Consider the following 25,668-nt stretch of genomic DNA (forward strand, 5'->3'; position numbering starts at 1 on the left):
ACTTGATCCTTGTTTTTTCTGTCAGGACCTCGATCACTGTAGGAGCTGGCTTGCCAGCGAAGATTGCAAGGACGACGCGTTTATCCAGCATGCACGCGTCATCGTTGACGTCCATCGCTGCGATGCGGCGACCCGACAAGCCAGCTCCTACAGGATTGCTTTGGCCTTGGGTTATTTCACCGATTTGAGAAACGCCGCTGTTTCCGCATGCACCGGATTGCCAATCACCTGATCCGGCGAACCAATCTCATGCACCACGCCATTGCGGAAGAACGCCACACGGTCGGACACGTCCCGGGCAAAGCGGATTTCGTGGGTCACCAACACCATGGTCATGCCGTCTTCGGCGAGCATGCGCATGGTGTCCAGTACTTCACCGACCAACTGCGGGTCGAGGGCCGAGGTGGCTTCGTCAAACAGCATGTAGTCCGGTGACATGGCCAGGGCGCGGGCGATGGCCATGCGTTGTTGCTGTCCACCGGACAGCTTGCCAGGGAAGGTCTTGAGCTTGTCGCCCAGACCGACGTGGGTCAGTTGCTTCACCGCTAGCTCTTGCGCTTCAGCCTTGCTTTTGCCCAGCACTTTGCGCGGCGCGAGCATGACGTTTTCCAGCACCGTCAGGTGCGGGAAGGCATTCCATTGCTGGAACACAATGCCGATTTTCTGCCGCAGGCGATTGAGGTCGGTGGCGCTGTGATGGACCTCCACGCCGTCAACGCGGATGTTGCCTTTCTGGATCGGTTCCAGGCCGTTGATGCACATCAGCAGGGTCGATTTGCCGGAGCCGGAGCCGCCGATGATCGACACCACTTCGCCCTTGTTCACCGTCAGGTTGACGCCCTTGACCACTTCGAGGTTGCCGAAGGATTTATGTACGTTGTCGATCTCAATCATTTTCTTGCCACCTTCTTTCCAGACGAGCGCCCAGGCGTGCGACCACCAGGCTCATGACGTAGTAGATAAGGCCCGCGATGCACAGCACCAGCAACGGTTCCTGGATGCGGGTGACGATGGTTTGCGAGGCGCGCAGCAGTTCGACGATGCCGATCCACATCACCAGCGCGGTGTCTTTCATTACACCGAGCACCAGGTTCAGCCAGCCGGGGAACGCTACTCGGGAGGCCATCGGCAGGACGATCCAGCGCAGGTCCTGCAAGAAACTCAGTCCCAGCGAACGGCTGGCCCGGCGCACGGTGAACGGCACCGCCAGCACGCCGGCACGCACGATCTCGGTGAAGTACGCGGCCGCGTAAACCCCCAACACAATGCAGCCGACGCTAAAGGCGCTGATGTTCAAACCGATGATGCTTTTGAGCGAGTTGAACAGCACGAACTGGATCAGCAACGGCACGCTGCGAAACACGTCCAGCACCCAGGCCAACGGCAGGCTGGCCTGTGGCAACAAGGCCCGCAGCAGGCCGAAGAACAACCCGGCCAAGGAGCCGAGAATGATCGACCAGAACGTCAGTTGCATCGTGACCCACGCACCGTTGAGCAGGAACATCAGGTCATTGGAGGAAAAATCGGTGGAAAACATGGACAGCTCCTCAGTAACGGAACAACCGCCAGGCCATCAGCCGGGCTGCCGCGACGATCGCCTTGGCAATCAAGTAATACAGCACCGCTGCGATGGCGAAATACTCGAAGGTGCGGAAGGTTTTGACGTTGTATTCCTGGGTCACACCGGTCAGGTCATTGTTTAGCCCGACGATCACCCCCAGCGACGTCATCAACACCGCCCAGACCATCTGATTGGTCAGCGGGTAGAACACGATCCGCAGCAGTTGCGGGACGATGATCATGCGGTAGGCCTGGAAGGCACTCATGCCGAGGGAACGCGCCGCACGCACCTGCGTGTCAGGCACGGCCTTGAGACCGCCGCGAAAGTTCTCCGCCAGATATCCGGCATTGTTGAAGGTGATCCCGGCCAGCAGGGCGAACCAGGAACTGACGTGCAGGTTCAGCGAGCCGAGGCCGAAGTAGAGGATGTAGATCTGGAACAGCGACGGGGTGTTGCGGGCAATCGATACCCAACCGTTGCTGAACCCGCGCAGTAATGGGTGTTTGGCCTCGCGCATCACCGTCAGGGCCAGGGCGATCAGCACGCCGAAGATCATCGACAGCGCGGCGGTTTCGAAGGTGACGATGGCACCGGCAAGCATGTCCGGCAGGGCGCGCAGGGCGGAGCGCCATTGGAAACTGTAGTCAAACATGCGCAGGGCTCTCCAGTAGGGCAGCAGGTTGTAACCAGGCCGGCAAACGTCCGCTGGCCGTTGCAGTGCAGGCCGCGTCGACGCATTCGGCAAGGCTGGCGAAGTGCACCTGGCGGCCGACCAGGCCCGGTGCGTAGTGGGCGTATTTGCCCGAGTTGGTCATCAGGGTTTTAGCCGCCAGGGGGATTACGGGTTCGCCGAGCATGCACCAGCAGGTGTCGGTGACCAGGGTCGCGCCAAACGCTTCGATCACGGCGATGTGCCCGGCCTCGCGGGCCTGCTCCAACACGGCACGGCCGCAGGTGATGGCAAGCACCACATCCGGGTGTCTTTGTCGTCCCCGGCACAGTCGCGCCAGGTGAGCGAACTCGCTGAGGGAAAAGTGCGGGTTACCCAGCGACACCACATCCACCCGGTTATCGCGAGCACTGTTGAGTTCGCGCCAACTCGGCAGCAGGTCCTCCAGGCGGATTTTTTCCACGGCAATACAAGTGTCCGCATCCAGCACCTGCGCCGGGTCAATGGCCTCCGGGGTGACCCCGGCGATGTGGAACAGTGGCGCCGCAGAGGTGGTGGCGAAGGCTGCGCCAAAGGCTTTGAGGTCGTCCAGGCTCGGCTTGCGTGTTTCCAGCCCCAGCACCAGCGGCACGCGACTGCCGGCCAGGGCGCCAATGTGGTAACCCAGCAGCGGGTAGAAGGCATCGTCCAGTTCACCGAGGGCAGGCAATTCGATCTGCAGCCGGGCCTTGCGTTGTGCGTCCAGGTGGCAGCCGATCAGCGGGGCGCGACCGGTGAGGGCGATGCAGATGTCCAGGTAATCCGGGTATTTCAGAGTGCGTGCACCGAGCACGCTGTTGGCGTAGACCACTGCGTTGGATTCCGCCCAGACGATTTGCTCGCCAGCCTTCGGTGCAGTGTCGAGCAGGTACGGCGCGCAGGTGAAGCTGAGCTGTGCGCCCATCGCCATATAGGCATCGCCCAAGGCACTGGCCGGTTCACCCAGTGCCGGGTCGATACCCAGTTCGCGCCAACGGCGCTGGTCGACGGAAATTGAATTGAGGGTGGTGGGCACTCGCACTTTGGCTCCCCATTGCACCAGCTGCTCGGCAAAGCGCAGGCTTGCCGGTCCGGTGTAAATGCAGCCGTCGATGTGTGCTTGAGTGACATCCACCAAGTGGTCGGCACCCTGCAGTTCGGCCATACGCAGGACGATCTGCATGGCCATTTGCGCGGCCTTGCCATGCCGGCCATCGAGCAGCGCCCGATCGTGCTCGGTGAGCCTGATCGAAGCGCTGCTGTCAGTGTCTGGTAATGGGCTGTCGAGCGCCTGCCAGGCGTCGCCCGGCAGGTGATCGAACAGGCTCAGCGTTGTATTTTCGACCCGGACGAAGGCCTGGCCGCGCAAGGCGGCGAAGGCCTCCCGACCGATACACAGAACCGGCAGGGAACGGGTAAAAATGGTCTGCGCCACCAGCACGCCCAAGGTCAGGATCTCGTCGGCTTCGGCCAGCACCAATGCCGCCGGTGCATGGCCGTTGCTGATCAGTTCCATCAACACACTGCTGCCGGTGCACGAGCCGCGACCACTGGGAATCGCGAGCACGCGGCCGGCCAGGTGTTGGCCGCTGAGCGGGTGATGGCGGTCGATGACTTCACCCGTGCAGGGATCGACGCCGCCCCAGAAACTCAAGCCGACATCGGCGAACAGCAGGGCGCCTTGCGCGGCACCCGCCACCAGGCTGCGCCCGGTCAGAGAAATTGGCCTAGGCATGCCGGACATCTCAGTAGTAGACCTGAGGCACGGTCAGGTTGGTCGGCGGGATCTCGGTGCCGACCCATTTAACGAACAGCTCCTTGTAGCGACCGGTGCGCACCTGTTGGTTGACGAACAGGTTGAGGTAGTTGAGCAGGCCGAACTCGCTGCGCTTGGCACCCAGGGACACGTAGTCGATGACGTACGGGGCGTTACCGGCGACTTTCAGGTTTTTGTATTTGCCCGACTTGAGGGTGGCGGCGGCCACGGTGTTGGTGACCACGGTGGCATCGATGTGGCCTTGGGCGACGGCTAGCAGGGTATCGCTCTGCGACTGGTAGGCTCGGAAACTGCCCGAGCCCCAGTTCTTCACGTCTTTCTCCAGGGCGATAGCCTCATAGGTGCCGCTGGTGTTGCCCACCGCTTTGCCCTTGAGGTCGTCGAAGCCGTTGATGCCGGTGTCGTCGCGGGTGAGCACCACCATCTGGAAGGCAAAGTAGGGCACGGTGAGGCCAACGGTCTTGGCGCGTTCGAGGGTGTCGGAGGTGGACGCGACGATCACGTCAGCCCGCCCGGAAACCAGTGCCGGAATGCGATCCGGGAACGGCGTTTCCACCACTTCGGCCTCGACCCCGAGGATCTTCGCCAGGTCGCGGCAATAGTCCACATCGAAGCCGGCCGGCGAGTTGCTGGCATCGCGAAAGCCCATGGGCGGGAAGTCCAGGGTCACGGCGCAGCGCAGCTTGCCCGAACCGATGATGTCGTCAAGCTTGTCGGCCTGGGCAGTGGCGATGAAGGAGGTACTGAGGACAGCGCTGAGGGCTACGGCAAATGCGGGGTTTTTCATAGAGGCCTCGTTGATGTGAAGTGCTGTTGGATATCGTATTGAGGATTTCGTATACGATATTAACAATAGCAATCAACGTGCCCGATTCCAGTTCTGACGGTGAATAAATCGTCAGGCCTTGAAGTAGAGGTCTTGCGGGGGAGCAACGGGCGGGAGAGTGGAAGCCTGGGCAAACGATGGCAGTGTTACAGATGGGAGCAATGGGTGTGTGGGCGCACCTTTAAGGAACACTGGCAGGTGAGAGGTGCGTGCCTGTTTATCGGTTCATTGCGGGTTTTGTGGTGGATGGGCTGGCCTCATCGCGAGCAAGCTCGCTCCCACAATTGACCGCGTGCGCAAGGTAAATGCGATCCCCTGTGGGAGCGAGCTTGCTCCGGGCGGCGCTCCGACGATGAGGCCCGGAAGAACACTCTTCATCTCCCGCCTAACGCTGATTATCGCGATACTGACTCGGCGACAAACTGGTCAGCGCCCGAAACTGCCGGCTGAAGGCACTGTGGTCGGTGTAACCACAGCGCAAGGCAATCTCGGTGATCGGCAACTCGGTGTGCAGTAACAACCGCGAACCTTCTTCCAGGCGCGCCTTGTGAATCATTTGTCGCGGGGTGAGCTGGAACACCCGTTTGCAGTGCCGCTCCAATTGCGCCACGGAATAGCCAGCGATGGCGGTCAGTTCGGCGAGGCTGATGGAGCGGGCGAAGTGGCGACGGATATGGGCATCCACGGCGGCGAGTTTCTGGAACGCCGGATGGTTCGACTGCGGCGATTGCAGGTCGCGAGAGATACCGGCCAGGCCCACGATTCGACCCTGTTCATCTTTCAAGGCGAGTTTGTGGGTCAGGCACCAGATCGGCTGATTGCCATAATACAAATGCAACTCCAGCTGATCGGCCAGTTCGCGACCGCTGGACAGCACTCGCCGATCCTGCTCGGTGTACAGCGGACCGAAGCGTTCCGGGAAGACCATTTCGGCGGTGCGCCCCAGCAGCTCGTCCCTGTGTTTGAAACCACAACGCCGGGCCAGGGTCTGGTTGACGAAGGCGTAGCGGGCCTCGCAGTCCTTGATGAAAAACACCACGTCCGACAGGGTATCGAGCAACGGCGCGATGGGCTGAAGGCTGTTCAGCAGCGTCGACAGATCGCAAGGTTTAAAGGTGGTGAGCGAGGGATACATGGCGCCGGGGGTCTGAGGGTGACCCCCGGGATCATAGAGACTCGGCAGCGTGGCCGAAACCCCTGGCGTGGTCATCACGCTGGCGGGGTATCGTCCAGGGACATCAAGGTTTCGATCCGCGCCGGGCTGAAGGGTGGGCGCGGTGCCGAGGGCTGCCAACCAAACAAATGCTGCACTGCGCCGCCACACACCCGGCCCTGGCAGGCGCCCATGCCGCAGCGACTGGCGAGTTTGGCTTCGCGCCAGTCAGAGTGACCGGTCAATGCCGCGTAGGGCACGTCTTCGCAGCGGCAAACCAGGGTGTCGGGTTGGGCCAGGGACTTGAGTCGCGGGTCGAGGGCGAACGCGCTGTTCAGCGCCTTGGCGAAACCCTGCCAGCGCGCCCGGCGCGGCCACAATTGCCTGGCGGCTTGCAGATTGCCGACCGCTGCGTGGCCGGCAATCGCACCTTCCACCAAGGCCAGCTCACTGCCGCCGAACCCTGTGCATTCGCCCGCCGCATAATGGTCGGCGCGGTTGCTGGCCTGCCAGGCATCCACCGCGATGGCTTGATCTTCGATGGCGAAACCCAGTGCCTGACCCAACTGGATATTCGGAATCAACCCGAAACCACAGGCCAGCCGATCACATTCCAACTCAACGATGTTGCCTTGTTGTTGCAGGCGCACGCCTTCCACTCGGTCGGTGCCAAGCGCCGCCAATACGTAGGTGGCGGTGCGGTAGTGGTGGTTGAACAGGCTGAACGATTGCAGCCATTTGCCGGGCCAGCGCGGCAGTCGCGCGGCGAAACCGGCGAGGGCGCCGCGGCTGGCCTGTTCGGCGATGCGTTGAACTTGCGCGCCATGGTGCTTGGCGGTGGCGGCACTGGCCAGTAACAGCGGGCCGCTGCCGGCGATCACCACGCGCTCGTTTTGCACCGGCAAACCGGCCTTGATCAGCGCCTGCAAACCACCCGCACCGGTGACACCCGGCAGGGTCCAGCCGGGGAAGGGCAGCAGCAATTCACGGGCGCCGGTGCACAAAATCATTTTGTCGTAGCTGATCAACCAGCCGTGGTCGTCATCTTCCACCAGCAGTTGTTTCGCGCCGGGGTTGGCGATCACCCGGGTACCGGCGTGATGGCGGATGTTGTTGCACGACGCCAGACGCTCGCGCAGGCGGCGGGCCTGACCGGGCACGTTGGCTTGAGGTCCGTCGCGCCAGATTTGCCCGCCCGGCAGCGGGTTGTCGTCGAGCATGACAATGCGCGCGCCGGTGGGGGCGGCGGCAAGGGCGGCGCTTATCCCGGCAGGGCCAGCGCCAATGATCAATAGATCAGCGTATTCATTCATGGGCGAGTCTCCACCTGCATGCCGTCACGGCACAGGGTCTGGCAAGCCAGGCGACGCCGGCCATCGATGGTCACCCGGCATTCCTGACAAATGCCCATGCCGCACAGCGGCGCACGGCGCTGACCGCTGACGGAGGTGCGCGTGCAGCCGTCACTGGCCGACGCGAGGGCAGCGGCGACGCTGGTGCCTTCGGCGACTTTCAGGGCGTGGCCGTCCAGCAACAATTCAGGCATAGACCGGTTCTCCGAGAAAACGCTGGGGCAGATAAGGTTGTGCGGCCAGTGGCGGGGTTTCGTTGAACAGTTGCGCCACCAGTAGATCGGCGGTGCCGGGGGCGGTGGTAACGCCCAGTCCTTCGTGACCGACTGCCAGCCACAAGCCTTGACGTTGTGGATGTTGGCCCACCAGCGGCAAGCCGTCGGGGCTGGCGGCGCGCAAACCGGTCCAGGCACGGATGCCATTGAGCCGGGCCAGCCCCGGCATGTACTCGGCAGCACGCTTGAGCATTTTCGCGAGCATCCAGCCTTCGACCTGCGAGTCGGTGGTGCCGAATTGCCGCGAGGCGCCGATGAACAGTTGCCCGGTGGGGCGCGGCTGGATATTGCAGGCGGTCGACGGCCCCGTGGCATTGTGGGCACTGGTGACGTAACCCAGTTCCACCAGCGTATGGGTGACGCTGCCGGGGTAGCGGTCAGTGATCAGCAAGTGGCCTTTTTTCGGCTCGATGGGCAATTCCGGGCACAGCTCGTTGGCTTGAATACCGTTGGCCAACACCACGGCATCGGCACTCAACCAGTGACCATCATCGAGGCAGACGCGGTTGCCATCGACCGCACTGACCCGTGCCCGGCGCTGGCGGATGTTCGGTGTTTCGAGCATCCATCCGGCCGTCGCCGGGGCGTATAGAATGCCATCGCCATTGATCAGCAAGCCGCCTTCCAGTCCTTGGCTCAGTTCCGGTTCGCGCTGGCGCAGGGCACTGGCGCCGATCAGTTCGCAAGCCACGCCCTGGGCTTGCAGGTTCAGGAATTTGCTGTGGGCCACCGCCATTTCTTCGGCATTCGCCGCCAGCCACAGCGTGCCGTTGCAGCGATAGGCACAGCTGTCGGGCAGGTCCGCGCCCAGTTCGCGCCAGCGCTGCAATGAATATTGACTCAGGGCCAGTTCGGCGGGGTTGTCGTCGAGTACCAGCAAGTGGCCCATGCCGGCGGCCGTGGCGCCGTGCAGGCCGGCGTCCAGCACCAGCACCTGCAAGCCGCGACGGGCCAGCGCCTGGGCACAGGCGGCGCCGATAATGCCGGCGCCGATCACGATCACATCGGCCACCTGTCCCTCGTTCATGGGCGAATGCCCCAGGCGAACGGGTCGTCCTGTTCGATGATCAGGCTCGCCTCGGCACTGATGAACGCGCGCCCACGAATGGTCGGCACGATGTGCTCATCCTGCAGTTCGTAGGATCCCTCGAACTCGCTGCCGATGACGCTGGCCTGGCGCCAGATCTGCCCCGGTTGCAACTTGTCGTCGGCCGCCAGGCATGCCAGTTTGGCACTGGTGCCGGTGCCGCAGGGCGAACGGTCATAGGCTTTGCCGGGGCAAAGCACGAAGTTGCGGCTGTCGGCGTGATCGTCATCGGCGAACAACTCGACGTGATCGATCAAGCCGCCGTCTTCACCGCGAATGCCTTGGACTTCCAGTGCTTGCTGCACGGCGAAGGTGTAAGCGGTCAACGCTTCGAGGTTGTCGCCGGCCACCCGCAGGCCATGCTCGGCGATCAGGAAAAACCAGTTGCCGCCCCAAGCAATATCACCGACCACTTGGCCGATGCCCGGCACCTGCACCGCCAGCGCCTTGCGATAACGGTAGGCCGGCACGTTGCGCACGCTCACCGAATGGTCTTCGTGCAGGGTTGCCTGCACTGTGCCCACCGGCGTTTCGATGCTGTGCACGCCGGGGCCGATCTTGCCCAGGTGCGCCAACGACGCCACCAGGCCGATGGTGCCGTGGCCGCACATGCCCAGATAACCGGTGTTGTTGAAGAAAATCACCCCGGCACAGGCGCCAGGGTCCACCGGCGTGCAGAGCAGGGCGCCCACCAGTACGTCACTGCCCCGTGGTTCCAGCACACAGGCGGCGCGCCATTGGTCATGCTGTTGGGCTAATACCTTGCGCCGTTCGGCCATGCTGCCGGTGCCCAGGTCAGGAAAGCCGGCGGTCACCAGGCGGGTCGGTTCGCCGCCGGTGTGGGAGTCGATCACTGAGATGCGTTTCATGGGAGGGCCACGTCCATTCGGTTGAGTGAACGCAAGAGTGGCCCGTGTGGCGGGGTGTCGGCTTGATGGATTTAGTCTGTGTCGATGACGAAATCGGCACAGCATCCGCAGCTGTCAGTGGGTGTGGGGCAGGTGCTCGAACAGGGTCGTGCAGACGCCGGCAATGTGCTCGTCCAGAAGCTTCACCGCCAGGTCCACATCCCCGGCGCGGCAGGCCGCCAGGATTTCGCGGTGTTCGTGATCGGCCCGTTCCTTACCGGCCGACAAGCTCATCTGCATGCGTAGATAACGCTCCAGCTTGTCGTTGACCGAACGGATCAGACTCACCAGAAACGGTCGCTGCGCCGGCTCGTACAGGCAGGAATGCAGCTCCCAGTTGAGCTCGGCCCAACGCCCCACGTCGTCCTCGCCGATGAACTCCTGACAGATGCGCTCGGCACGGGCGAAGGTCTCTTCGGTCATGTTCGGAATGGCCAGGCGCAGAATCTTGTCCTCCAGCAACATCCGCACTTCGAACATCTGCGCCAGTTCCGCATCGGAAACCCGCGTGACCATCGCCCCGCGATTGCGCTGGAACATCACCAACCCTTCGGCCTCCAGCCGCTTGAGGGCTTCGCGCACCGGGATCTTGCTGACATTGAACTGGCGGGCAATGTCGTCCTGGCGGATCGGCTCATCCTCGGCAAAATGCCCGGCGACAATCGCATCCCGCAGGTGGCGGGTGATGATTTCCGAAGTCGAAGGCGTGTTACCAAGGTCGGGTGCATTGAGTTTGGTCAGTTTCACGGCGGAGGTCATTTGGAGTGAGATAGCGCTAGGGTATACGAAATTCTTTTGCTGATCTTCCCCGGTTCGACGTCGATGCACCCGATGTCGGTCATGCAACCCGCTACAACAAAACGGGCGCCTGTCAAGGCGCCCGTTTTCATTCAGGCCTGCGCCGCGCCCACTTCACCGTTTGCCATGGTTTTACGCTGGACGGATTGGGCCGGTGCATAGCCGATCAGGCAGCCAATCCCCAACGCTTGAGGGCAGGAAGGTTGCTTCTGAGCCAGCTAAAAATAAAGCCGGGGTCGGTTGCCCGAGCCCCGCGCTGTCAATCGACGCAATACCTGCGTTATAGCCTCAAATACTCGGGCTGGACTGCCCCTGCAGGGGCTCTTTGGGCATGTTGAGCATCAGCATCTGAATCAGCCCCAACGCAACGATGACGACAATCGAAACCAGGATCAGGTAGTTGCTCAGCCATCCAGCTTCCGGCGTGCGTGGCCACATCAGGTTGATGATGGAGGCAATGCCGAAAACCAGTGCAATCACTTTAACCACAAGGCCCGCAGATCCCAGCTTGAAATCCCCATCGGCACGCCACCCGCGAAGACTGGCCAGCAACGATGCAATCACTACCATCTGGAAGGACACATAGACGCCGGTTGTGGCGAAGCTGATGATTTGAGTGGCTGCGTTACTGGACACGAAACCAATCGACAATATCAGGATGGTCAATGTGGCAGTGACCCAGAGGGCAGTGACAGGCAGACGACGAGGTCCTTTAAGCGTGCCTAGCAGACTGGCCCCGACAATCATCTTGTCCCGACCCAGGGAGAAAAGCAGTCGGCTGGTAGACGCAATCACCGAGGTGACCGCACTGATGACCACGGCCAGCAGGCAGACCAGCGTTATCTTCATTCCCACCGGGCCCATGACTTGCAGAACCGCAGCGCCTGCCGGGTCAGCCAAGGTTCCATCCACCGCGCTTTGCATGTCCGGCAGTGCGAACAACAAGCCCAAGGTCATCAGCAGTGCAGAACCACCGCCGCAGATAATGGTCATCAACATTGCACGAGGTACTGCTTTCGAAGCGCCACTGACTTCTTCGGCCAAGTCCCCACAGGCTTCGAATCCGTAGAAAATCCAGACGCCGATCAGGCTCGCGAAGAACAGCGCAGAAGTGTAGTTACCTTCACCACGACCGAAGCTGTCCCACAGCACCGACACCGGTTGCACGTGACCAAATACCAGCATGTATCCGCCACAGATGGCCAGCCCGATCAAACCTGCCCACACTCCGATTTCAGTGGTGCGAGCCAGTATCCTGGTGCCTGCGAAGTTAGCCAGAATGGCGATCAGCGCAATGGAAATACCGGCTATGGCGTTGAATTCCGGTGATGGCTGCACACCCAGAAGTACCGACAGAAAGGGTGCGCCGCCGGCCGAGATGCCAGCGCCTGTGCCGATCAGTGCAAACAGGTAGATCCAGGCCGTCAGAAACCCCCAGCGTTGTCCGCCCAAGCGTCGGGCCCATTGGTAGATGCCGCCGGCGATTGGATAAGCGGAGGCGGCCTCGGCGAAAACCAGGCAAACGAACAGCTGGCCCAGCAAAACGACAAGCATGGTCCAGAAGAAGGGCGGGCCCACTGCGACCAATGCGGTAGCAAAGAGCGCGAACATCCCCGCCATGGGGCTCATATAGGAATAGCCCAGCGAAAAGTCGGCAAACAGCCCGAGTACGCGATTGAACTCGGGACGATAACCCAGGGCCAGAAGGCGGGCGTCTTCGCTTGCGTCTTTCCCTGAACTGGTTTCAGTGTGTTTTGACATTTTGAACTCCCCTCATTTTTTTATAATGCCGTGGGCGAAGCTGATTCAGCCTTTCGAGGCCCAACCGTTGTCGACATAGAGAGCGGCACCGTTGACGAAGCTGGCTTCATCGGACAATAAAAAAAGTGCCGCGGCGGCCGCTTCTTCGGCCTCGCAGATTCGGACTTGGGTGGCTGACAAGCCGGCTTCTTCCCAGGTTTGGCCTTGGGCATCGAGTTGGTCGAGTTCACGCAAACCGTGGGCAGTGCGCACAAAACCTGGACAAATGGCATTGCAGCGAATGCCATGTTCGCGGTATTCCGCAGAGATCGAACGGGCCAATTGCAGCACGGCGCCCTTGGTCATGCAGTACGCACTCTCCAGAGCGAAACCCTTTTCCCCGCCGATCGACGACGTAATCACGATGCTGCCTTTGCCTCTTTTCAGCATCCCTGGCAGCACCGCTTTGCAGGTAACAAAGGCGGATCGGGTATTGATCGCCATCAAGCTGTCATATTCTTCGAGCGTGGTTTCATGAAGTGCTTTAACGACGATGGTGCCCGCATGATTGAAGAGGGCGTCGATCCAGCCCAACGCGGCGGTAGCCGCCTCGATGGCCGCAATGAGTTTCGGCGCATCACTCACGTCTGCCTGGAAAAACGTTGCCCGCCCGCCCAGAGCGTTGATCGTTTCGGCTACCTCCATGCCAGCAACCGGATCCCGGTCGATGATGGCGAGGTTCGCCCCCTGTTTTGCGAACAGCATGGCTGCTGCTCGGCCAATGCCTCCTGCGCCCCCGGTGATAAGTACGTTTTGATTGTCCAACCTGGGTTTGTTTGCCATCTAGCGCATGCCTCTGTTGTTATAAGTGCTGGTCTAAAGGTATTTAATAAATACCAATAGACCATGGCGAAAAAAGGCTGTCAAACGCCGTCAGTCGCCATGTCGCGATCAGGTATCCAAGGGTGCCGCACCTATCTGGTGCAGCAGTGCAAGAGGCTGAATATAAAAGGAAATTATGGCGGATCGCTGAAAGTGCGTCGTTGCCGCTCAGGCAAAACCGACAATGTCACGAAGACGGATTCGATCCGTTGTGATGAGCTCGCGTGCTGCTCGTTCGGCTTCGTCGCCTTGCCGATTTCGGATGGATTCGAGCAACAGCTGAGCCGCTTCGATGTTCAAGTTACGCTTACTGCGATCCTGCGTTAGGTCCGGAAGCACGAAAAGCGCAACCAGGGCGTCTTCGATTGACTTGTACAGAAGCGGATTGTGCGATGCGGCGCCAAGCGCCAGATGAAACATCGACTCGGCACGGCGCAGTGTGGCGCAGTTGTCTGCGCACTTTATCGAGCTGAAGGCCGATTCAAGCGCTGCGATATCCGTGGGGGTGCGACGCATGGCAGCATGGCGAGCGGCCTGAGGCTCATTGGCTTCTCGAAACTCCAGAACCCGCATCACCATGGATGGATCTCGACTGATGCGTCGAGAGGACAACTCTCGCAGCGCGTCGATCTCGTTAAGAAAGACACCCCCGCGCGCGCCTCGGCGCACCACAAAGTAGTCTTCGGTTTCCATGACCCGCAGTGCTTCGCGCAGGGTCACCCGAGACACGCCCAATTGAATGGCGAGAGCCCGTTCGGGTGGCAACTGCTCACCCGGGAGCAGCAGCCCGAGATGAACATGGCGGCGCAGTGCTTCGACGGTCAATCCGTAGGCTGATTGCTGTTCAACTGGTTGAAGACCCCAAAGCATCTGTCAAACCGCCGTAAACGTATTGTCCACGAAAATTTCAGCGCCGTTGATGAAACTGGATTCTTCACTGGCCAGGAACAAGGCGACATTGGCAACTTCTTCAGGTTCGCAGATTCTGCCCTGCATGATGTTCACATCCTGTTCGGAAGCAAAAATGCCATAAGCGCGCAATTGGGCAATTTCATGCTCGCCATGGCGCGTGCGAACAAAGCTTGGGCAAATGGTGTTGCTGCGAATGCCCTTGTCGCGGTATTCGACCGCAATCGCCCGGGCCAATTGGTGCATGGCGGACTTCGAGGCGCAGTACAGGGATTCAAGGTGAGTGGCAGCGCGCACGGCAGAGGAGCTGGTACTGATAAGAACGCCGTAACCCCGTTTCAGCATTCCCGGCAGCACAAGTCGAGTCATGAGGAATGCGCTTTTGGCGTTGTTCTCCATCATCTCGTCCCACTCCTCGATAGTGAATTCAAGGAAAGGTTTCACGATGATGATGCCGGCATGATTGAACAGAATATCGATGCAGCCGAACTGCTCGATCGTGGCTTTTACGGCGAACTCCGCTTCATCGGCTTTGGAAACATCGGCGCAAACGAAGAACGCGCTAAACCCTTGCGCGTTAAGTTCCTGTTCCAGCTTGCGACCGGCTTCCACATCGCGATCGACAATGGACACCTTGGCAGATTCGCGCGCAAACAATCGGGCAGAGGCTGCCCCTGCGCCGTTGGCGCCGCCAGAGATAATTGCTACGCGACCGGCGAGTCGACCTTGAGGGGAGGGCATGCATCACCGCCTTGGAGGATGGAGCGAGCCATGGTACGCGCGGGCTGATAGACGATCAATACAAGCTTGGGTTACCTCGGGCTTTCGAGCTGCATGGCGTTCAGGACGACGTCAAAGGGATGCATGGTGATCTCGGACGATTGGTTATAAATCCCATACTCCAGGCGACAGCGTCATGAATGCTGAATTACGACCGCTCTGATCGTCCGCCAGGGAACACCGAATCCGCTGAAGTTTTGCGTTCACGAATGGGCTGTGACGATTCGTTTATCAGTCCCCATAGTGCTAGCAGCGGCTTGTGGGTAGACCTCATCGAATGGACCGCTGATGGGGGGTTGAACACCACACCGCCAGGCCCCGGGTTCCACCATCCGACATCTTCCCGGTACCAATCGCCTTCTGATAAAACGACGTAGAACTCTGCAGGGGGATGCGTATGGAACGGGTAGCACAGGTTGGGCGCCATCACAGCCAGACCCACTGTCATCGTTGAGCATTCGAACAGAGCGCCTTCTCCGAGAATCAATGCATGCCGATGTTTTTCTTCAAAGCCGGCATCATCCCCTTCAGTAGCGAATCGCTTTATCCAACGGCTATTGTGTAGAAGGGGTTCAAGCGCTGTTAGCAGAGTCTTGAAGTCACGCTCAATTCTGGGCGCGTCAGACAACGCCTGTGAGGCCGTGGAGTACAAGGACGAGGGCAGGGGATTGCCCTTGAAGGGAGGCAGGCCGACGTTCAAGTGGGCATCAGCCAAGGAGCGAACACAGGCTTCAGTATCCCCGCCGTCGATCCCGCAAAGTGGGGAGTGACGGGCAAGGATTCGCAGGAGTGCCTCCCGCATGATCACTCCATGCATCAGGAGTTCTTGCTCCGACATATTGCAGTTGGATTGCATAGCCCTTTACCTCTCGAATAGACAGCGCGGGTCGCTGTGGGAAACCCCTTTGATTTACCAAGGCTTGGGCACCTTACTCACGGCCAGCGAGCAGCTCTTTCATACAGGGTGTTCCCTTTGCCGCGCTTGAAAAGACTCGGTTAATTGCGAAGTAATCGAGCTGTTGCACTGACAAAAACAAGCAGGATAATCAGGCCGCCCAGAGCGAATGACAAGGTGCTTAGATGGGCGACCGCCCCAATGAATACGGGACCTATCAGAATGCCCGCGTAGCCCATCGAGATGACAGCGGGGATGGCTACCGCCTGTGACATTCGTTGTTGCCGGCCTACAGCGGTAAAGATCACCGGGACAATGTTCGAGCAGCCAGCCCCGACCAGAGCGTAGCCGACCAGGGACGCGGGCCAGCCATCGATTCCAAGCGACACGAGCATGCCTGCGGCTGCGCAAAGCCCGCCTAGTGCAACTACGCGCACGCCGCCCAGCTTGCTGACGATGGCGTCTCCCGTCAGGCGGCCCACCGTCATCGCAGCGGCGAAGGATGCGTAGCCCAAGCCGGCGATGCTCGGCTCTAACCCTCGGTTCGAGACAAGGAAGACCGCGCTCCAGTCAAGCATTGCACCTTCAGTGAGGAAGACGATGAAACAGAGCGTCCCTAAAAACAGCACGATACCCCTGGGCACCGCGAACAATGGTCCGCCACGTTCAGTGCCATACGTCAGCAAAGCAGGTGCGGCCTTGTAAAGCGATCCCAAAACTGTGGCAACGATGCAGAGCGCAGCCATCAGTGGATCCAGGCCGAAGGTCAGCAGAGCGGTCATCGCCCCGGCGCCCAATATGCCTCCGACGCTGTAAAGGCCATGGAAGCCGGACTGAAGTGCCTGCCCGCTGTTTTTCTCGACGATGACGGACTGTATGTTCATGGCGCAATCAAGCATGCCCATGCTGGCACCGAAGATAATGACCGCTATCACCAGGCCAGGTAGCCACACCACGGTGCTCAACAACGCAAGAGCGGCACACAGGACAATCGTCGCCCAGATGACGACCGGTCGGCATCCATAGTGCGCAGTGAGGTATCCAGCGAAGGGCATAGCCACAATAGATCCACCGCCAAGGCCGAGAAGCAGCAACCCCAAGCCACCGTCGTCCAAGCCTGCGCGGGCTTTGACCAATGGAACCAGAGGCGCCCAAGCGGACATGAGCAAGCCCGCGATGAGGAAGGCAATGCGTGTAGACATCCGCTCGCTGTAGTTGGCCGTGGGTATCAACACTGGAGATGGAGCATTCATAATTCCTGGTAATCCTTATCGATGATGCTAACCATCATTTGCTCGGCTTAGACTTTGCCGATTTCTTTTTTTGGGGGGCGTTTCGGGAAACTAACGCCTGCGCTCATACGTCGCTCTATAGCTGCTTGGCGCTACGCCAAAGAAGTCACGAAAGCGCATATGGAAGTTGGCGAAACTGCAAAAGCCGGTCGCAATTGCGATATCGGTGATCGGCCGGTTGCTCTGCAGAATAAGCTGACGCGCTCGAGTCAAGCGCAGTTCCAGGTAGTAACGGGTAGGGGTGGCGCCGACGAAACGGCAGAAACGGCGCTCCAATTGTCGTCGGGAAATGTTCACACATTCGGCCAGTTCGTCGATGGATAGCGGCTCTTCGATGTTCTTTTGCATAAGCTCTAAAGCGAGCTTCAGGGTTTGTGGCAAGGTGGGGTCAGAGTCAACGATGACAGTCGATATCCCTGAGACTTCAGGGGTTTGATCGCAACTGAGTATTTCCTCGACCGCATGGGTCAGTGACACGCCTTGTTTAGCGGTGATGAGTTCCAGCATCATGCGTAACGAACTACTGGCGCCGGCGCACGTGATGCGATTTCTATCTATTACGTGAGTTCGGCAAGAGACCAGGACTTTGGGGAAAACATCCTCCATCATCGCTCGCCCATCTGGATGGAAGGCACACTCGACACCGTCCATTAACTGCGCTTCCGCCAGGAAAAATGCGCCGTTCCACAAACCGCCCATGGTCGCACCAAGAGAGGCGACGTTACGTAGCTTGCGCCGTAATATCGGATCGCTGATCAACTTCACCCGTAAACCACCCGCGACGATGAGAACGTCGATACGATCTGGCAATTGGGATAACTCCAGGTCCGCTGAAATTGCAATTCCCAGATCGCTCATGACCAGACGGCTTTTGATACCAACGGTTAACACTTCGAATGCCGGTGTCTCGCTAATCAGGTTGGCAGTCACCAGCGCATCGATAGCGCCGGTGAACGACATCATCGAGAAATTGTTCAAAAGCACGAAGGCTACACGAGTCACCGCCTGCGGCTTCAATGGTTTCTCAGCCGTATAGGAGTACCCCATGTTCTTGTCTTTAAGCACGCTCTCGAAGACGAATGACATAAATCCTCTTTGACACCTGAACGAATAGCCAAAAAACCATTGCCGGATCTAGACAGTGGTTTTTGCAGCGGACAGCAACAAATCAAGGAATGATTGGCAGTCACCACTGTCAGGCAATGCTTCAACACTGTTCTTGATTGCATTGCTGAGCGTGGTTCCCAAGCTGTCATCAGCCAACAGATGGTATTTAGCGGTGAGTTCGTCACTCGACATAGGGTTGCCGGGGTCGCCCTTGGCCGTCGCGGTTGGGCTCGTAAGACGTGTGCCGTCTTTCAGGGTGATCGTGACGCGGGAGAGAATTTCCTCCGGGAACCTGGCGGACAGGTCAGGTGCCTCATGCAGGGTTATTTTCTCGCTGATGCTCAAGATGTCCGGCGCATGAATGGAATCCCCGGTAACTTCGTCAGGGCCCAGCTTTCCACGAACGATCAAGGCGGCCAGTGGAAATGCGAGCGCATACTGGGCCTCATCCGCATTCTTCGGAAAATGCCCCTGCAAGCAGACAGACTCGTGGAATGTCTCGACATCGATGGTCTCGATCAACTCGGCAGTGATGACTGGATGCGCTCGCATCAAATCGGTCATGGCCGTGAGTGCCGGTTGCGCCCAGCGACATACGGGCCACGGTTTGAAATATTGCTCGTCGATCTCCCAGCGGGTTCCGATGTCCTGCCAGAAAGTGGAGATCTCCAAAGGTTCAACGGTGGCGGCTGGAGCGCCAGTGACACCTGTCTGTGCCATCAGTAGTGCGTTCAGTCCGGCATACGCTCCGGCGCCGTGGGCATCACGCAACATCGTTGGAAAGCTCACCAGGCGCATCATCGGGCACCTCGGGCCAAAGTATTCCGCGATACCCAGAGCGTGACGGAACGTCGCTTCATCCAGTTTCAGCAGGCGGGCGCCTGCACAAACGACTCCGATTCCGGAAAATGCACCTGAAGCATGATATTCCGGGGCAGTGGCCATTAATGCCTGGCCCGCACGCAAGGCCGTCTCATAACCAATGCACAGTGCGCTGAGGAACTCCTCGCCGCTGATGTCTTTGCCCTGACTGCGGTACGCGTCTACCAATGCAACAATGGCCGGGACAACGGTTGCACCCGCGTGCCCCTTGGAGGTGAAGTGACCTTCGTGTGCGTCCAGGCTATCAACGCTGAAGCCGCCTGCATAAGCGGCGCCCAATGGATGTACGGCTCTGCCGTCGAACCAAAGGCGGCTGGACAGCTTGTTGGCAGAGTAGTGGGTGTCAGCGTAGGTTTTGAGCATCACGCTGGTTTGATTGTCGCGGGCTCCGGCCGCCACACCAATGATGTCGAGCAGGCAAGTTTTAACCAGCTCGCGTGTATGCAGGGGCGCGTCCTTGTAACTGAAATTCTGGACGAATGAATACAACTGCATTTCAATATTCCCGAGTGATGAACGCCGAAACGGATAAAAAAGTTGCCCGGTGAAGGGCAACCTTTTATGCAAAGTTATAAGAAGGGACTAGTTCTTTGCGGTGGCGGTATTTGCCGCGGCGCGTGCGTCTGCCAGCCAGCTGTCGTATTTCGCGCGATGGGCCGCGATCCATTCTTTGGCGTGCCGGGTAATGTCCGCTGCACTTTTTTCACCGTTGTGCATTTTCAGATTTTGCGCGCTTTCATCGTCGGTAGTGATCTGCATTTCAGACAGAAACTTCACCGCAGCCGGATTTTTCTCGGCAAACTCTTTATTGATTACCGCTTTGACACTGTCTACCGCGAATCCAAGGTTTTTACCATTGAAGGTAGTGTTGACATCGTTTTTGCCACCGGGAAGATCCGTACGCGGCACGGTTAACCACACAACATCTTTACCTTCGACCAGAACACCGGAGATCCACTGAGGTACCCAAGTGTAATAGAGAATCGGCTTGCCTTCTTTATAACGAGCAATGGTGTCGGCCATCAGGGCAAAATAGGAGCCCTGGTTATTTGTGACAGTTTTTTCCAGGCCATAGGCTTTCATATGGTGGGCAATGATCAACTCACAGCCCCAGCCGGGGTTGCAACCTGTCAGGTCGGCTTTACCGTCGCCATTACTATCGAACAGCTTGGCGATCTCTGGTTTTTTCAAATCATCGATAGAGGTGATGTGATGCTCGTCAGCCGTTTTCTTATCGATCATGTAGCCCTGTAGTACGCCCGGCATGATAGCGCCGGTTTTCACCATCGTCTCATCGCCGCCGGCCTTCTCGTAGAAAGATTTGTGTAGCTCCTCCCACAGATGAACCGAGAAGTCAGCGTCACCATTGGCAATTGCAATCATCATGGTGGAGTACTCGGTTTCCTTGGGCGTCTCAACGTCGTAGCCCAATTCCTTGAGGCCCGCCATTGCAATCTCTCCGCGAAATCGCTCTTCGGCAATTGACGGGAAAATTGGGGTGATCGATACCCCTTTCCCGGGCTCCTGCGCCGTGGCGGCTGATGCGAAAACAGGGGAAACCGCTAGTACTAAAAGCGCCACAGAGTGAATGAATTTCTGTTTTATTCCGAATGTTGTGAAGTTCATTATCGATTGCCTTGGCTGGATTAAAGAAGTTGGCATTTCTTTCGGTTCACGACGCACCGCTTAGCGGAGTTAACTCTCTTTGGGACTGACTTTTATTTGCGTAACAGCGTTTTTTCTCTTCAGGCGATAAATGACACCCGCCGGGCCTGTCTGGTACCAGTGCTCACCTTTGGTTGCCCTGTTACTGCGTTCGCCCATTGCCTGGGTCAGTCGGTCGAGGAAAATCGCCAGCAATACCAGCCCCAATCCACCGACGGTTGCCAAGCCCATATCAAGGCGGCCGATCCCGCGAAGTACCATCATCCCCAACCCGCCAACCGAAATCATTGATGCGATCACCACCATGGAAAGTGACAACATCAATGCCTGATTCAGACCCGCCATGATCGTCGGTGCAGCTAAAGGAAGTTGAACCCGCCTCAGCATCTGGCGTGGGGTGCATCCGAAAGCCCGGGCTGCTTCAACCTTGTCTTCCGGCACCTGGCGAATTCCCAGATTGGTGAGCCTGACCAGTGGTGCTACCGAGAAGATGATCGTGACCAGTACCCCCGGTACGTTGCCGATACCAAACAGCATCACCACGGGTACCAGATAAACAAAAGCAGGCAGTGTTTGCATTGCATCGAGCACTGGCCGCAGAAGCATCTCAAGCCGGTCACTCCGGGCACACAGGACGCCCAGCGGTATGCCAATAACTGCACAGAAAAACAGTGAAGTGAGTACCAGGGCGAGGGTGATCATGGCGTCATTCCATACGCCGATCACTCCTAAGAGGGTGAGGGTGACGAAACAAAGTATTCCTATCTTTTTCCCTCCTATCTGCCAGCCGAAGAGCGTTGCAATAATAATGAATATTGACGGAGGAATAGCCAACAATCCGAACTGGATGCCATTAAGTACCTGGTCGATTGGCCACCTGATCGAGCGAAATACCTCGCGGAAATTATGAACCAGAAAATTCAGGGCAACTTCTACCCATTGGCCCAAAGGGACGTTGATGGATTGAAATGGGTCTAGAAAATTGAATTCGTTCATGTCATTACCTGAATGTCCTTGCCTGGCAAGCCAGCAAATAGAGCCTGTTAGTGTCGGCTCATTGTCTGAAGCAGTAGGCTCTTGGAGATCGTGCCTTTGAACACACCCTGGCGATCCAGCACGGCAACCGGATTAACGGCATCAGCAACGATGTGAAAGACGTCCTGCAGGAGTACATCGTCGCGCAGCGTAGGCGTGGATTGATCCACGGCGTACGGATGTTCTGCACAAATCCTGGCAACATCGCCAGCCTTCAGGATCTTCGAAGCATCGAAACCTTTGAAGAAAGCCCTGACGTAATCGTTCACCGGGTTGCAAAGCAGCTCTTGCGGGGTACCGATCTGTACTACCCGGCCACCCTCCATGATCGCAATGCGATGGCCGATGCGAATCGCCTCGTCAATGTCATGGGAGATAAAGATGATGGTGCGATGCTGTTCTGCCTGCAGGCGGATCAGTTCGCCCTGCATTTCGTGGCGAATCAACGGGTCGAGTGCCGAGAAGGCTTCGTCCATCAGCAGGATAGCGGGATCATTGGCCAGCGCTCGGGCCAGGCCTACTCGCTGTTGCATACCGCCGGACAGTTGGTGCGGATAGCTGTAGGCGTGGCCATCGAGCCCCACCTGTTTGAGTGCCTCGAGTGCACGTTTATGCCTTTCACTTTCCTCGACACCCGAGATTTCCAGACCGAAAGCAACGTTGTCGATCACACTCATGTGGGGCATCAGGGCAAACGACTGAAACACCATGCTCATGTCTTTGCGACGAACGCTGAGGAGATCAGCATCCGACAGACCGGTAATTTCCTGTCCGTTAAGATGGATCGTTCCGGAGGTTGGCTCGATCAGTCGATTGAACAAGCGGACCATCGTCGACTTCCCGGAACCGGAAAGCCCCATGATGACGAAAATCTCTCCACGTTTTACGGAGAAACTGGCATCAAAAACGCCAACGACTTGACCGGTTTTGCTGAAGATTTCATTCTTGTCAGCACCGCGAGCCAGCATCTCCATCGCGAGCTTCGGCTGAGGGCCAAAGACTTTGTAAATGTTTTTTACCGAGAGTATCTCGTCACCAAGACTCATAACCCCTCCTGCTGCAATTACGATGTAAGACCAAGAATTCAGGTGTACGTGTCTTGATCAGTTCAGACGGTGCTTGTGGGGGCAGTCAAGCTGGGAGAAAGGTTGGGAAATAGTCATTGTGACCATCCTCTTTATTATGTGATGTTTATTATTTTTGTTTTATCGGCGCTGAATTAAGCAGTACCGTTGAGAACCAAGTTATTACCTAATAGAGTCAGCGTCTAACAACATTTCTTCCAGCCAATCAATAACGTCATGTTATCGATAATTTAATTATGTCCATTTGCGACTGTGGCAGTGCCAGTTGCGCAGACGACTGCGGCTGGCCCTGTCTTAGGCCCTGCGTTTGAGCTACGCTCCAGCGTAGGCTCTAGGTGGAACCCTCTCGCCGATCTCGTCCCTAACGGCCCTCCGAAGGGCCCCGAACCGGATATTCAATACTCTAGGTTATGGTTAAGCACATCGATCCAGACATGACGCTGCTGAAAATGCCGTCTCTGAAAGCAGTGAAGTCATTCGTAGCCGCCGCAAAATATCAGAGCTTTACGCGTGCGGCAGAAGCACTGTGTGTTACTCAAGCGGCAATCAGCCGTCAGATTCGGGAACTTGAGGCGTACCTTGGGGTGGATCTCTTCAAGAGAGTGGGGCGAGCAGTCGAGTTGACGGAAGCCGGAACCATCTTTTTTGATGCGGCACAGATATCTTTCGTCAACATTTCCCAGGCGGCGGAGCGCATTCGCACCAACAATGCAGGCAAGCGCACGTTGACGCTTTGCTGTTCTCCCGCGTTTTCAGCCCTCTGGCTCGCAGCGAAGCTGCCGGGTTTTTTTACCAAAAACGCAGATATCGACCTCAATCTGGTCACCACTCAAAACTTTTTGTCGATGGAGCCGGGTGTAACTCCGGACATCTTCATCACAAAAATGGCCAGGATTCAGGATGGCTACCGCAGTTATCCGTTGTTTCATGACGTCATCTACCCGGTGTGCACTCCTCGTTACAAAGAGGAGCACCCTGAGCTGTCCAGCCTGGAAGCACTGCGCGACGGGGTTTTGCTAAACCTCAGTCCCTATGGCAGATCCCAGGTAGCGGAGCACGTTGACTGGGGCGTTTGGCTGGCTTATCACGATGTCGATATCGAGAAACGTCCCCACGACAGCCCTCACGTTTTCAACGCGAACGACTACAACCTGGTAATCAGCATGGTGTTGACCCATCAAGGCGTAGCCCTCGGATGGAATCACCTGGTTGCAAACCTGATCGAAAACGGCACGCTGATTCGGCCGATCGAAGAGGAAGTGGTTCTCCATGAAAGTCAGCACTATCTGACATTTCGTGAAGACCGGATCAATGACGACGCCTGTTGCCGGCTACGCGACTGGATTCTCGCCCAGTTTTCCTGAGCCGTTTAGAAGAAAGGAGTACTGGCTGAGCAGTGAATCGGTTTGCGGGGAGGGGAGAGGTTTGGGTGTGCCGGTGGTGATCATTCGTGGTTCTCACCACCGGCAGTGTTGCACTTAGCCGACAGATCTCAACGGGATGGTGTCATTGAGTTGCTCAAGCATCGTTTTGCAGTACCAGTCATCAAACTGGCACACACCGATTTCACTAGCCACCGACAAAGGGCCGGGCTCGTAAGCAGGGGAGCTGACCCCGACCTGTGCGCCTTCCACCAAGGTGCGATCCTGGTCATTGGTTGCAAGCCAAACCTTGGTCAGGCGATCGATGTCGTAGTCGACACCTTCCTGCGCGTCCTTCTTGACGATCCATTTTGTAGTGACCATCGTCTCGCCCGGACCGATGGGCAGAACGCGGAAGCTCAGCGCGTGATCGCCCAGAAAGTGGTTCCAGGTTGAGGGGTAGTTGAAATAAAGCAACGCACCGATGTTGGCTTCACCGGTTGTGTCCAAGCGACCGGCAACCGCAGGCTTGCCATCCATTGTGTAGCTGACGGCCCCGGAAAAAAGGGGGATGCGGGTCATGCGGAAGCGACCGTCTTCGTCCATGACCAATCGGCTGGGCAGGCCTGCCGCTTCGCAGCGATCCCAGTGCTCTTTGAGTTCGAGATCCTCGTCGCCGCCAGCGCCACCCACTGATGGGTTGTCGACGAATGAGTGCATCAATTCCGGGTGAGTAAAATCGCAGTGGTAGCACTCGCGGTTGTTCTCGAAAACCAGTTTCCAGTTGCCCTTCTCGATGATGTTCGACTCAAACGCGACTTTGCAGTCGTCCAGGTTATGAGGCGCAACGAAAGGCGTCAGAGACTTTCTGAATGACGAAAAGTCAGGAGCCACATCAGCGACGCACACATAGATATAGGTTTCAACGACCTCACAATGCACGGACTTCAACCCATGCTGAGACTTGTCGAAATCGTCCCCCATGTTCCCGGCGAAAAGCAGTCTGCCGTCCAGCTCGAAGGTCCATTTGTGGTAAGGGCATACCAGCTTGGCGACCTTGCCGCTAGCTTGCGGGCACACTTTGGAGCCGCGATGACGGCAGGCGTTGTGGAATGCACGAATCTGCCCGTCTGCGCCGCGCACGATCGCGACAGGGTAATCGCCGATTTGCAGCGACAGGTACTGACCCGTCTTCTCCAGCTCAAATGTGTGCCCTGCGAAGATCCAGCTTTTGTGCCAGATCTGTTCCAGATCCTGCCGGTAAACATCTGGGTCGCTATAAAGGGCACCTGGCAGCGCGTGGTCAGGCTTGCGCTGCGAGATTAGATTTGAAACTGCCGATTTAGTGCTCACGGTCAACACACTCCAAAATACCAAAGGGACGACAAAAGACCATTGTTTGCATCAATCTCGAAATTGGATAACGCCATTTCGCCGGTAAAATATCGCTGTTGTAAAGACTACGTCTGCAATCACACCCCAACAAGAAACTTTTACGCTTATCAATGCATAAACAAATGTTATCGATCGATAGCGTAGCTTTAAACCGTTATTCGTAACCAACTGATTTTAAAGGATAAATATTTTTCGATTCTGTGCGCCATATCGCT

Annotated in this window: 24 protein-coding genes; 1 reads left to right on the plus strand and 23 read right to left on the minus strand. The window is 57.9% G+C overall.

Features of this window, described 5'->3' with window-relative positions:
- Positions 1-171 precede the first annotated feature (171 nt).
- The 22 genes from KW849_RS04230 to KW849_RS04335 all read right to left on the minus strand — a co-directional run bounded on the left by KW849_RS04230 (position 172) and on the right by KW849_RS04335 (position 22,658).
- Positions 172-894 (minus strand): amino acid ABC transporter ATP-binding protein, encoded by a 723-nt coding sequence (locus KW849_RS04230; RefSeq protein ID WP_218427964.1) that lies wholly within the window; start codon positions 892-894, stop codon positions 172-174.
- The gene (locus KW849_RS04235) at positions 887-1,537 is read right to left on the minus strand and encodes an amino acid ABC transporter permease (RefSeq protein ID WP_218427966.1); all 651 of its coding nucleotides are present in this window, start codon (positions 1,535-1,537) and stop codon (positions 887-889) included. The genes KW849_RS04230 and KW849_RS04235 overlap by 8 nt, the downstream gene beginning before the upstream one ends.
- 10 nt (positions 1,538-1,547) lie before the next feature.
- Positions 1,548-2,213, minus strand: coding sequence for an amino acid ABC transporter permease (locus tag KW849_RS04240; protein ID WP_108217544.1), 666 nt, complete (start codon positions 2,211-2,213; stop codon positions 1,548-1,550).
- Complete coding sequence (locus KW849_RS04245; protein WP_218427968.1) at positions 2,206-3,984, minus strand: aconitase X; 1,779 nt, start codon at positions 3,982-3,984, stop codon at positions 2,206-2,208. The genes KW849_RS04240 and KW849_RS04245 overlap by 8 nt, the downstream gene beginning before the upstream one ends.
- A 10-nt stretch (positions 3,985-3,994) precedes the next feature.
- Positions 3,995-4,813 carry a transporter substrate-binding domain-containing protein gene (locus tag KW849_RS04250; protein ID WP_046042020.1) on the minus strand — a complete coding sequence of 273 codons (819 nt, stop codon included), beginning with the start codon at positions 4,811-4,813 and terminating at the stop codon, positions 3,995-3,997.
- Between the two features lie 424 nt (positions 4,814-5,237).
- Positions 5,238-5,987 (minus strand): AraC family transcriptional regulator, encoded by a 750-nt coding sequence (locus tag KW849_RS04255; RefSeq protein ID WP_218427969.1) that lies wholly within the window; start codon positions 5,985-5,987, stop codon positions 5,238-5,240.
- Between the two features lie 74 nt (positions 5,988-6,061).
- Positions 6,062-7,318 (minus strand): FAD/NAD(P)-binding oxidoreductase, encoded by a 1,257-nt coding sequence (locus KW849_RS04260; RefSeq protein ID WP_218427970.1) that lies wholly within the window; start codon positions 7,316-7,318, stop codon positions 6,062-6,064.
- Entirely contained in the window at positions 7,315-7,551 is a 237-nt protein-coding gene (locus KW849_RS04265) for a 2Fe-2S iron-sulfur cluster-binding protein (protein WP_218427971.1), read from the minus strand. Before KW849_RS04265 ends, KW849_RS04260 begins: the two co-directional genes overlap by 4 nt.
- Positions 7,544-8,659: an FAD-binding oxidoreductase gene (locus KW849_RS04270; protein ID WP_218427972.1), complete on the minus strand. Its 1,116-nt coding sequence runs from the start codon at positions 8,657-8,659 to the stop codon at positions 7,544-7,546. Before KW849_RS04270 ends, KW849_RS04265 begins: the two co-directional genes overlap by 8 nt.
- Positions 8,656-9,588: a 4-hydroxyproline epimerase gene (locus KW849_RS04275; RefSeq protein WP_218427973.1), complete on the minus strand. Its 933-nt coding sequence runs from the start codon at positions 9,586-9,588 to the stop codon at positions 8,656-8,658. The genes KW849_RS04270 and KW849_RS04275 overlap by 4 nt, the downstream gene beginning before the upstream one ends.
- 114 nt (positions 9,589-9,702) lie before the next feature.
- On the minus strand, positions 9,703-10,374 hold the full coding sequence (locus tag KW849_RS04280) for a GntR family transcriptional regulator (RefSeq protein WP_108217551.1): 672 nt from the start codon (positions 10,372-10,374) through the stop codon (positions 9,703-9,705).
- A 339-nt stretch (positions 10,375-10,713) separates the two neighbouring features.
- A complete protein-coding gene (locus KW849_RS04285) occupies positions 10,714-12,186 on the minus strand; it encodes an amino acid permease (protein ID WP_218427975.1) in 1,473 nt (490 codons plus the stop codon).
- Positions 12,187-12,231: 45 nt separating this feature from the next.
- Positions 12,232-13,008, minus strand: a complete 777-nt coding sequence (locus KW849_RS04290; protein WP_218427976.1) for an SDR family NAD(P)-dependent oxidoreductase — start codon at positions 13,006-13,008, stop codon at positions 12,232-12,234.
- A 207-nt stretch (positions 13,009-13,215) separates the two neighbouring features.
- Positions 13,216-13,872 carry a FadR/GntR family transcriptional regulator gene (locus KW849_RS04295; protein ID WP_218427977.1) on the minus strand — a complete coding sequence of 219 codons (657 nt, stop codon included), beginning with the start codon at positions 13,870-13,872 and terminating at the stop codon, positions 13,216-13,218.
- Between the two features lie 48 nt (positions 13,873-13,920).
- Positions 13,921-14,697 (minus strand): SDR family NAD(P)-dependent oxidoreductase, encoded by a 777-nt coding sequence (locus tag KW849_RS04300; protein ID WP_218427979.1) that lies wholly within the window; start codon positions 14,695-14,697, stop codon positions 13,921-13,923.
- Positions 14,698-14,884: 187 nt separating this feature from the next.
- A complete protein-coding gene (locus KW849_RS04305; protein WP_256357073.1) occupies positions 14,885-15,592 on the minus strand; it encodes a dimethylsulfonioproprionate lyase family protein in 708 nt (235 codons plus the stop codon).
- A 140-nt stretch (positions 15,593-15,732) separates the two neighbouring features.
- Positions 15,733-16,884: an MFS transporter gene (locus KW849_RS04310; RefSeq protein ID WP_218427981.1), complete on the minus strand. Its 1,152-nt coding sequence runs from the start codon at positions 16,882-16,884 to the stop codon at positions 15,733-15,735.
- A gap of 90 nt (positions 16,885-16,974) precedes the next feature.
- Positions 16,975-18,009: a GlxA family transcriptional regulator gene (locus KW849_RS04315; RefSeq protein WP_108217558.1), complete on the minus strand. Its 1,035-nt coding sequence runs from the start codon at positions 18,007-18,009 to the stop codon at positions 16,975-16,977.
- A 48-nt stretch (positions 18,010-18,057) separates the two neighbouring features.
- Positions 18,058-19,407, minus strand: a complete 1,350-nt coding sequence (locus KW849_RS04320) for an MmgE/PrpD family protein (protein ID WP_218427984.1) — start codon at positions 19,405-19,407, stop codon at positions 18,058-18,060.
- A gap of 87 nt (positions 19,408-19,494) precedes the next feature.
- Complete coding sequence (proX, locus tag KW849_RS04325; protein ID WP_218427986.1) at positions 19,495-20,538, minus strand: glycine betaine/L-proline ABC transporter substrate-binding protein ProX; 1,044 nt, start codon at positions 20,536-20,538, stop codon at positions 19,495-19,497.
- A gap of 69 nt (positions 20,539-20,607) precedes the next feature.
- Positions 20,608-21,612 carry a glycine betaine/L-proline ABC transporter permease ProW gene (gene proW / locus KW849_RS04330; RefSeq protein WP_371319113.1) on the minus strand — a complete coding sequence of 335 codons (1,005 nt, stop codon included), beginning with the start codon at positions 21,610-21,612 and terminating at the stop codon, positions 20,608-20,610.
- 8 nt (positions 21,613-21,620) lie between these two features.
- Positions 21,621-22,658: a glycine betaine/L-proline ABC transporter ATP-binding protein gene (locus KW849_RS04335; protein WP_108217561.1), complete on the minus strand. Its 1,038-nt coding sequence runs from the start codon at positions 22,656-22,658 to the stop codon at positions 21,621-21,623.
- Positions 22,659-23,107: 449 nt separating this feature from the next.
- On the opposite strand from KW849_RS04335, the gene KW849_RS04340 reads away from it, so the two are divergent.
- Complete coding sequence (locus KW849_RS04340; protein WP_056724831.1) at positions 23,108-24,061, plus strand: LysR family transcriptional regulator; 954 nt, start codon at positions 23,108-23,110, stop codon at positions 24,059-24,061.
- Between the two features lie 114 nt (positions 24,062-24,175).
- Here KW849_RS04340 and KW849_RS04345 read toward each other — a convergent pair whose 3' ends face one another.
- Positions 24,176-25,411, minus strand: a complete 1,236-nt coding sequence (locus tag KW849_RS04345) for an aromatic ring-hydroxylating dioxygenase subunit alpha (RefSeq protein ID WP_218427990.1) — start codon at positions 25,409-25,411, stop codon at positions 24,176-24,178.
- Positions 25,412-25,668 lie beyond the last annotated feature (257 nt).

This window comes from Pseudomonas sp. PDM26 (assembly GCF_019219185.1).
GTDB lineage: Bacteria > Pseudomonadota > Gammaproteobacteria > Pseudomonadales > Pseudomonadaceae > Aquipseudomonas.